Below are 9,861 nucleotides of genomic sequence, written 5' to 3'. Positions count from 1 at the left end.
CCTTTTCTTTCTTATAGGAGGAAGAAATGAAAAAGAAGGGATTTATCATTGTATGCATTGGTCTGATCGTTATGGCAGCCTGTGGACTTTATTTTAATAACAGTAAACATGAATCATCCCATCTCTTTTTTAAAGGGGATGCAAGTAAAGTATTTCCACAAGATCAGGAAAGAAAGAATACATATATAATTGGAGTTTCACAATTACCGATGACGATGCAGCCCTACTTACAATTGACAGAAGGATCACGTGTTGTAAATGACTTCGTATTTCCTTCTCTGGCAAAGAAAACAGAGGGAGACTATCAATACCAATTAGCCAAGAGTATCGTCTTTCAAGATGAATCTAACAGTGCTAGAATAAAGATTGATTCGAGTGTTGCTTTTAGCGATGGCTGTAAACTATCGGCAGAAGATATTTTGTATTCGTTTATGTTTTTCAATCATAAAAACATAGCTTATGACAATAAAGCGATTTATTCCTGTATTCGAGGCATGAGTGAATATCAAACCGGGTCTACTAATGAGATTAGTGGCATTACCAAGATTTCCGATCAAGAGATACAAATTGATTTTATTAACAAATCATGGGAAATATTTCAAGTGTTTGAAACACCGATCCTGCATCCAAAAGATCACGACTACTCTGTTTTAAACATGAGAAAAACACATTTAGGCGCAGGCGTATATCAATTAGATAAGCATATCCTTTATCAAGAAATGACATTAACTAAAAATACGCATAGTCATCAAAAAGCTCCGTATAAAACAATAAGAATTATTCCTGCTGATTTTAATCTGCTTGAATCGCAACATATAGATACGATGATCATTTCACAGACACAATTAGACGCAGTGAAAGAACTAGGCGGCTATCAGATCTCTTTGCAGGGAATGAATGAACAAGACTTTATTTTGTGTAATCTTAATAATGAAGAGATGGCAGATGTGAAAAAGCGTCGTGAGATTATCGAATCTGTCGATGCAAAGGCATTATTTAAAACAGCTTATGAAACCGGGCAACTGTCTAAGGGGCTGTTATCTAGTGAAAAAGAGAGCCCTAATTATCAATCTTTAGCTAAACATAAGCAACACAGTTTAAATAAAAGTATTATTTTTCAATTTGGGTATCAAGCAACAGAACAGGGACTCTATGAGGCTTTAAACTCTCAGCTGATGAAAGTGGGGCTAAATGTTGAGGGGAGAAAGACTCCCAATAATTCTTCAATAATAGAGGAAACCGATGTTTCGCTTTATTATTACTATGGTCAAATAGAGGACTTATTGAATAATTGGGATTTGAGTGAGTTTTATATGCAATTAGATGGGAAATCATTGCTTGAAGCAGGAGACTTGCTTGAAAAATATTTAGTCGATGAGGCTTATGGCATTCCATTGCACTATGAAAATTACTATATTGCTCATTTGTGTAATAAAAAAGATCTCGGCGTATTCAATGATATAAATTAGCATATAAGAAAACAGTCCTTATTTTATGTAAGGACTGTTTTACTTGTTGGTATTTCCTAAAAATATATCTAGGATGGCTTTGCCATATTTTTGAACTTTTACATCTTTGAATCCAGGCGTCTCTTTCAATTCTTCTAATGTCGTTGGGTACTTTTCAATCAAGGCATCTAAAGTTTTATTATTAAAAACGATATAAGCGGCAATATTTTCAGCTTTAGCCGTTTCATATCTGAATGTTTTTAATTGTTCATATAATATAGATTTATCTAATTGCTTAGGTACTTCTATAATATATTCATTATATTTTTTTAGGTAATCTGCCGTATTCACTTTACTGCAAGCTAAGAAAGATTCCGCCCATTGTCGAGTGGCTTTATCGGATGCAGGGGATATCTTAGAAGCATGATATTCTGATTTCATATATTCAATCAACTGATCGGCACGTATGATTTTGGATTTAATGTTTTTAGGGGCGTAACGAGTGTTTAAGATCGTTTTAGAATTTGCAATGACAACAATCGGTTTATAGGTGATATCAAATGAATTATTGATAAGCAATTTCTTGATTGTCCCCGCCTGATTGAGTCTTATTTTTTTAATGACTTGAAGATGCCTTTCATTTTGGGTAAGCGGTGAATAGATTCCCTCGGAAATATAACGGCTGCCAAAATACACTTTTCTGATAAAGCTGCCGTCATTATTAACTGTGATATTCCCATAAAGATTTTTGCATTCAATGACAAAACAGAGTTTTGGTGTAAAAACAAGAAAATCGATTTGTGCGGTAAAACCATCAATTTCAAAATAGACATCATGAAGGATATACAGTGGCATATGACTGTTCTGAAGTTCATAAATAATAGAATTTTCACCGAATACACCATATTCCAGCAATTTAATATCCTTTTTTACTCTCTCTTTTCCATCATCATTTAGTTTCGATTCTAATTCTTTGAGCTGATGAATTTGATCTTGTAATGAAGTTGACGTATTTAGAAAAACAGGTTCCTTATACTGATTAAAAATACTCATATGTTTCTCCTTTTATAATATTAGTATATCATAATTCATATAGGTATTTCATTATCTAATAGTAAACTTTGTCTGAAAAGCGAAGAAAAAAGCCTCATAAAAGAGGCATTCTATTATAAATGATCTAATTGTTCAAGCCATAAGCGATAACTGGCATCACTTGGCATACGTAAATCTCCACGTGGGGATAAAGCGACACTTCCGACCTTTGGTCCATCAGGAATACAGCTGCGTTTAAATTGCTGAGTGATAAAGCGACGATAGAATGTTTTCAGCCATTTTAAAATGATTTCTTTATCGTATTGATGGTGAAAGGCAATCTCAGCGATACGCAACACTTTACTAGGTTCGTAACCAAATCGAACAACATGATATAAGAAGAAGTCATGCAGTTCATAAGGACCTACGATATCTTCGGTTTTTTGAGTGATTTGATTATCTTCAGCTGGTAATAGTTCCGGAGAAACCGGGGTATCTAAAACATCACGCAAAAGCGTTTCCAGTCGCTGTCCTTTATATTGACCGGCAACATAATCTACCAGATAGCGGACCAATGTTTTTGGTACAGACGCATTCACTCCATACATGGACATATGGTCTCCATTATAAGTCGACCATCCTAAAGCAACTTCCGAAAGATCACCAGTACCAACCACTATACCACCAATCTGATTGGAAAGATCCATCAACACTTGTGTTCGTTCCCTTGCCTGAACATTTTCATACGTTACATCATGAAGATTTTCATCATGACCAATATCGTCGAAGTGTAAAAGAACAGCCTCTTTAATTGGGATGGTTTTGCTTGTTACCCCTAACTCTTCCATTAATCCTAGAGCATTGTTCAAAGTTCTTGACGTTGTTCCAAAGCAAGGCATAGTAATCGCATAGATGTTTTCACTAGGCAGACCTAATTTTTGAAAAGTCATATGTGTTACTAATAAAGCTAATGTAGAATCTAATCCGCCGGAAATCCCAATGACTGCTTTTTTAGTATGCGTTGCTTCCAGTCTTTGTTTAAGTCCCATGATCTGAATATTGAATACCTCTTCACAACGTTTTTGCCTAAGTTGAGGATTGCTTGGAACAAAAGGGGTTGGATCATAATAGCGATTAATCTTAAATTCCTTAATCGGCATATTGAAATACACACGATCATACTCATCATGAGTTTTGAACGTTGTCATTTTTCTTCTTTCCGATGCCAATTTGGAAACATCGATATCCGCATAAGTGATGCCTACAAAGTAGCAATCCGATTCATTTAAAATAGCCCCATTCTCACCGATGAGATTATGTCCGCTAAAGACAACATCGGTTGTGGATTCACCCACCCCGGCATTGGCATAAATATAAGCTGTGACCAATCGCGCAGATTGAGACTGTACAAGCAAACGACGATAATCGCTTTTTCCGGTTAATTCATTGCTGGCAGATGCGTTAGCAATGATTGTAGCCCCGGCAAGTGCATGGGCGCTGCTTGGGGGATTAGGTGCCCATAAATCTTCACAGATTTCCACCCCAATGCTCATAGCAGGCATTTGAGCATTTTCAAACAATAAATGACTGCCAAAAGGAACAATTTGATCCTCAAAGAGCACTTCGGTTAAGATCTCTTGGCCGGATTCAAAATGTCTGGCTTCATAAAATTCACTGTAATTAGGAATATGCGTTTTAGGAACTAACCCCAATAACTGTCCCTCATAAATGACAGCAGCTACATTATATAATTTATGATTAAAAACATAGGGCAAGCCGACAATAGTCACCATATCTAAAGATTTAGAAGCAGTAATAATATTTTTTAATTGCAGCAATGCTTCATTAAGAAGACGATCCTGAAAAAATAAATCCTCACATGTATATCCTGTAATGGCAAGTTCCGGAAATACTAAAATTTTAGTCTGATTCTTTTGTGCAGTTCTCATCATCGCGATGATCTGTTCTGTATTAGAAATGCAGTCCGCTATCTTGGTATGAATGGAAGCGGCACCTACACGAATAAAGCCATCTTTCATAATATGTATCCTCCTTATTCATCTCTATTATTATAGCAAATTTTTGACTTTATGCTATGAATTAAAAAAGAATCTCTGTCGATTATAAAACAGATAAGAAAAAGCTCATAATTTATCAATCATATTGATGGAAAAAAACGAAATAAACGACTATAATCTTAACTGGAAACGGGGGAAGTACATATGAATTGCTTAAAATTAAAAGATAATTTTTATTGGATTGGTATTCAAGATACACAATTAAGAGTATTTGATATTATCATGGAAACAAAATTCGGAACGACGTATAATTCTTATTTATTAAAGACGAATGCAGGCGTTGTTTTATTTGAAACTGCCAAAGCTAAGTTCTTTGATGATTATTTAGCAAAGATTCAAGAATACTGCGCTATAGAAGATATCCGCTATATCATTGTTGAGCATACTGAACCGGATCACAGCGGTTCAATTGAAAGGCTGTTAGAATTAAATCCTAATATTACGATCGTTTCAACGACGATTGCGGCGAATTACTTAAAGGAAATTACTAATAAAGAATTTAATTCTAAGATCGTTAAAGACAATGAAGAGATGACAATCGGAGAATATTCATTTAGATTTTTAATGGTACCAAATCTGCATTGGCCAGATACCATGTATACCTATGTCAAAGAATTAAATACATTGGTGACATGTGATTCTTTTGGCGCACATTATGCTCATGATGGGGTTCTTCTTTCCACAATTCAAAACAAAGCGGATTATCAGGAAGCTTTGGATTATTATTTCAATATGATCTTAGGACCATTTAAACCGTTTATGTTGAAGGCACTAAAAAAGATCGAAGGATTGACGATTGATATGATTGCTCCAGGGCATGGACCGGTATTAGATCAGGAAATTAAAGAGATTCAAGATCATTACTATGAACTTTGTGCACCTAAGCCAAGTCATCAGCCAATAGTAGTCATTCCGTTTGTTTCCGCTTATGGCTATACACAAACAATGGCAGAAACAATTGCGGAAGTATTAAAGGATAATGGCATTCAAGTGAAGACTTACGATTTAGTAGAAGCCGATCGTAATCAAGTGGTTCAGGAAATGAAGCAGGCAGATGGGATTATGTATGGAAGTCCAACGTTGCTGAATGATGCATTGCCACCCATCTATGATGTGATGAACAGCATCATAAGTGCCTATGATGGAGTAAAAGTAGTTTCTGCCTTTGGCGATTATGGCTGGACGGGAGAAGCAGTAGGAAATATGATGACCCGTTTAAAACAGCAGAAACATAAAATTGTGGATGAAGGCTATCGTGTGAAATTTAAACCAAGTACACAGCAGATTGAAGAAATTAAGGCATATGCATTGAACTTTGCCGAACATTTAAAGTAAAACAATTGTCTTAATTTGAAAAAAAGAACCGTTAAAAGCATAAATACGCTAATATAATCTTACTATTCATTATATTAGGAGGAATTTATGGGGAGAACAGAACTAAGAAGACAGTTTCAAAGCATCATTCGTCATCAACTGAATACAAAGAATCCTAAAACGACAGTTGAATATTATGAAAAACTGTTGAAAGAGGGATGTCATGAAGAGCGAATCGTCCAGCTGATGGCTTATGTTCTGGAAATCTATACAAAAGAAATCGTTGGATCTAATCAGCCATTCAGTGAATTTGAATGGAAAGCATACTTAAATGGTGTCTATTATACGATTCCCGATGTTGAGGCTGAATCATTTGATGAACGTGATGCCAGATACAACAGCAAACGGATCAAAAAGGAATACGGGGATCTAAGAAAAAACGAACGTCAGTATTTAGATGAACTCATCGCGATTGAAGAATCGTTGTATATGGCATATTTGCTTTTTGAGATAAATGAAAGTGACGCAAAAAAGATACTGCATATTGTTATTCAAACGATTTTTGATGAAATCGATCAAAAGACACATCGTTATGAAGATTACGTGGAAGAGGATTTGCATTTCTTAGCTAAGAATATTCTATATTGCAGTGATCCGTATCTTAATCCGGCATTAAAGGAATATATGAATTCAGTAATTGAAGTAAAGCCTGACAATAATGAACGTTTGTTTAAACCATTGCTGTTGTGTTTAAACCGGATTCTTGAAAAGATTGATCAATCCGGCAAATCAAGAGGTTATTTTAATATCATTAAAACTTATGTGAAAGCTGATTTTACCAAAGAACCAAAATGGTTTTATAATGAAAGAACCCTTGCGGGATTGATTGAATAATGAGAAAGAAGCAGACTTAATGCTTCTTTTTAGTTTTCAAAACCTGAAAAATATATCGATATACTAATTAGGTATGGTATTGTAAAAAAGATATATTTTAAGGAGGAAAATCATGTCGAATGATAGAAAATTAACAAATAATCTTACAGAAGGGCATGTTGGGAAAAAACTTTTAATTTTTGCTTTGCCTTTTATGTTATCCAATGCTTTGCAGATGATCTACAATATGGTCGATATGGTTGTGGTAGGGAAATTTGTAGGGAGTTCGGGACTTTCAGCTGTATCGATTTCTGCACAAATTGTGATGTTGATGACAACCCTGTGTATGGGCTTTTCAACCAGCGGACAGGTTTATATATCGCAGTTGACCGGAGCGGGCAATAAAGAGGGGATTAAAAAGGCAATAGGCACATTGTTTTCCACATTGATGATCGGTGCAGTGTTGATGAGTATTATTGGGATTGTCGGATCAAGTACCTTTCTGCATCTGTTAAATACGCCGGCAGAATCAATTGCTCAGGCAAATACCTATATGTATATTTGCAGTGGCGGGATTATTTTTACCTTTGGCTACAATATGGTATCGGCTGTGTTAAGGGGAATGGGGGATTCTAAACGTCCTTTTATGTTCGTAGCGATTGCATCCATTGTCAACCTTATTCTTGACTTACTGTTTGTCGGACCGCTTAAAATGGGGGTAGCCGGTGCGGCTTTAGCGACGATTATCGGGCAAGCTGTTTCATTTTTATGGGCTTTATATTTCCTATATAAAAACAGAACTTCATTTTCTTTTGACTTTAAGAAAGAAAGCTTTAAAATCGATCGTCCTACTTTGAAAGTATTAGTTAAATTAGGAGTGCCCTTCGCCTTACAGTCAAGTGCTATCTCATTATCCATGGTATTTGTGAGTGGATTAGTCAATACGTTTGGTGTTTTTGCTTCGGCAACTTTCGGTGTTGGGACGAAGGTTTCTCAAATTCCGGGAATCATGGGACAATCAATCGGAATGGCCGTATCATCGATGGTCGGACAAAATATGGGAGCGGGAAAACCGGAACGTGCCAAACATACCGTGCATGTCGGGTTAATGTTTACCACTTGTATTTATACATTGATGGGCATTATTTTCTTCTTGTTTCCAAGTCAGATCTTTTCTATTTTCACCAATGAACAGGAAGTCATTGACTTATCAAGAATGTTTGTTACATCGATGCTTTTAGGTTTCCCGGCAATGGCATTTATGTCCCCTATCAATGCTTTTATTCAGGGAATTGGTTTTGCTACTTTCTCTTTTGTAACGGCTTTGCTGGACGGAATTGTGATTCGTATTACTTTAAGTTGGTTCTTAGGCATCTTTTTGAATCTAGGTTTATTTGGATTTTTCTTAGGATATTCTCTGGCGGCTTATGGAACAACAATTCCGGCGGCAGTTTACTTTTTCAGTGGGATGTGGCGTAAACGTAAAATGCTGACTCAATCATAGCGTAGAAATACGCTTTTTTTGTATTATTGCCCCATTTTTCAATGGTTTGTGATATGATTAAACACATGAAGGGGGGAGAATTGAATGACATATGAAGATTTAAAACCACATATATTGAGATGTCAGGCATTGAACGCCGCATTGACATTATTTGCATGGGATCAGGATACCGAGGCACCTAGAGAGTCGGTGGATAACACAGCTAAGTTTGTTGGAGTGCTGACCAATGATTACTTTGAAGCAGTCACTAATCCGGAAGCAAAAAAAATATTATTGGATTTATCAAAGCAGGATCTGCCATTGGCACAAAAGGCAGTTGTGAAAAAATGGCTGAAAGACCTTAAACAGCTTGAAAAAATTCCGGCTGAGGAGTATCAGGCACATCAGGAGTTAGTCATGAAAGCGCAGCGTGTTTGGCAGCAAGCGAAAGTAACGAACGATTATCCGTTATTTAAACCTTATTTGAAAAAGATCGTGGAAGATCAAAAACGCTTTGCAAAATACCGTCAGGAAAACGAAGCGTGTTTATATGATGTATTACTTGATGATTTTGAACCAGGGTTTACTACTAAAGAATTGGATGAATTCTTTGCCTTACTGCGTCAAGAAATCGTACCGTTACTTAAAAAGATTCAGGCATCACCAAAAAAGATTGATAAATCTTTCATGAATCGTGAGTATCCGATCGATTTGCAGAAGACCTTTAATTTGCAGCTGGCTAAATATATTGGATTTGATTTTGAACGTGGAGTCATTAAGGAAAGTGAACATCCATTCACCACGAATTTCCATAATCATGATGTGCGTTTAACAACACACTATTATTTGAATAATTTAGAAAGTGCGATCTTTTCAACCATTCATGAAACCGGACATGCGACTTATGAATTCAATATTGCCGACGATATCACATTAACATCGGCAAATCAAGTGTCAATGGGGAGACACGAATCACAGTCACGCTTCTATGAAAATGTCATCGGGCGCAGTCGAAACTTTTGGAAACCGTTATATCCCAAATTGAAAGGATTATTTCCTAAACAATTAGACGATATTACTTTTGATCATTTTATGGAAGCAATCAATAAGGCAGAAGCCAGTTTGATTCGTACAGAAGCCGATGAATTAACGTATTCACTGCATATCATGATCCGTTATGAAATAGAAAAGAAATTGTTCAGTGAAGACATCGACTATGATGCATTGCCTGCATTATGGAACCAAATGTATCAGGACTACTTAGGAATTACACCGCCAAATGATACTGCGGGAATTTTACAGGATGTCCACTGGGCAGGGGGAATGTTGGGGTATTTTCCAAGCTATGCTTTAGGTAGTGCGATCGCCAGCCAAATTTATGCTTATATGCAGAAAAATACAGCAATCGATCAATGGATCAGCGAAGGAGATTTTGCCTCTGTCAAAGCATACTTGAAAGAACATATCCATCAATATGGTGCCATTTATGATACAAATGAACTTTTAATGATGTTAACGAAAGAGAAATTCAATGCTCGTTACTATGTAGACTATTTAAAAGAGAAATTTATGCGACTTTATCAATTAAAAGATTGTCAAAATTAGGGTTGTGCGTTATATTTTAATTAAGGAG

General features: G+C 36.0%; 7 protein-coding genes. 5 read left to right on the top strand and 2 right to left on the bottom strand.

The genetic code is table 11. The features are described 5' to 3' along the window. The first annotated feature begins 26 nt into the window (after nt 1-26). The gene (locus BN1225_RS12050) at nt 27-1,469 is read left to right on the top strand and encodes an ABC transporter substrate-binding protein (protein ID WP_041140057.1); all 1,443 of its coding nucleotides are present in this window, start codon (nt 27-29) and stop codon (nt 1,467-1,469) included. Between the two features lie 39 nt (nt 1,470-1,508). On the opposite strand, the gene BN1225_RS12045 is transcribed toward BN1225_RS12050, so the two are convergent. Both BN1225_RS12045 and BN1225_RS12040 read right to left on the bottom strand, forming a co-directional pair. Further along, on the bottom strand, nt 1,509-2,501 hold the full coding sequence (locus BN1225_RS12045) for an HRDC domain-containing protein (RefSeq protein ID WP_041140056.1): 993 nt from the start codon (nt 2,499-2,501) through the stop codon (nt 1,509-1,511). Nucleotides 2,502-2,614: 113 nt separating this feature from the next. Continuing rightward, complete coding sequence (locus BN1225_RS12040) at nt 2,615-4,519, bottom strand: NAD(+) synthase (RefSeq protein ID WP_041140055.1); 1,905 nt, start codon at nt 4,517-4,519, stop codon at nt 2,615-2,617. Between the two features lie 183 nt (nt 4,520-4,702). Between BN1225_RS12040 and BN1225_RS12035 the strand changes: the two genes are divergently transcribed. The 4 genes from BN1225_RS12035 (at nt 4,703) to BN1225_RS12020 (ending at nt 9,833) form a co-directional block, all read left to right on the top strand. Further along, a complete protein-coding gene (locus tag BN1225_RS12035) occupies nt 4,703-5,893 on the top strand; it encodes an FprA family A-type flavoprotein (RefSeq protein WP_041140054.1) in 1,191 nt (396 codons plus the stop codon). 87 nt (nt 5,894-5,980) lie between these two features. Continuing rightward, entirely contained in the window at nt 5,981-6,766 is a 786-nt protein-coding gene (locus BN1225_RS12030) for a hypothetical protein (RefSeq protein ID WP_041140053.1), read from the top strand. Between the two features lie 112 nt (nt 6,767-6,878). Continuing rightward, nucleotides 6,879-8,249 carry an MATE family efflux transporter gene (locus tag BN1225_RS12025; RefSeq protein WP_041140052.1) on the top strand — a complete coding sequence of 457 codons (1,371 nt, stop codon included), beginning with the start codon at nt 6,879-6,881 and terminating at the stop codon, nt 8,247-8,249. Between the two features lie 84 nt (nt 8,250-8,333). Continuing rightward, the gene (locus BN1225_RS12020; RefSeq protein ID WP_041140051.1) at nt 8,334-9,833 is read left to right on the top strand and encodes a carboxypeptidase M32; all 1,500 of its coding nucleotides are present in this window, start codon (nt 8,334-8,336) and stop codon (nt 9,831-9,833) included. Nucleotides 9,834-9,861: the final 28 nt, after the last annotated feature.

The organism is Beduini massiliensis (genome assembly GCF_000829905.1).
GTDB classification, from domain to species: Bacteria; Bacillota_I; Bacilli_A; order Erysipelotrichales; family Coprobacillaceae; genus Beduini; species Beduini massiliensis.
This window is presented reverse-complemented; position numbering and strand designations above follow the sequence as displayed.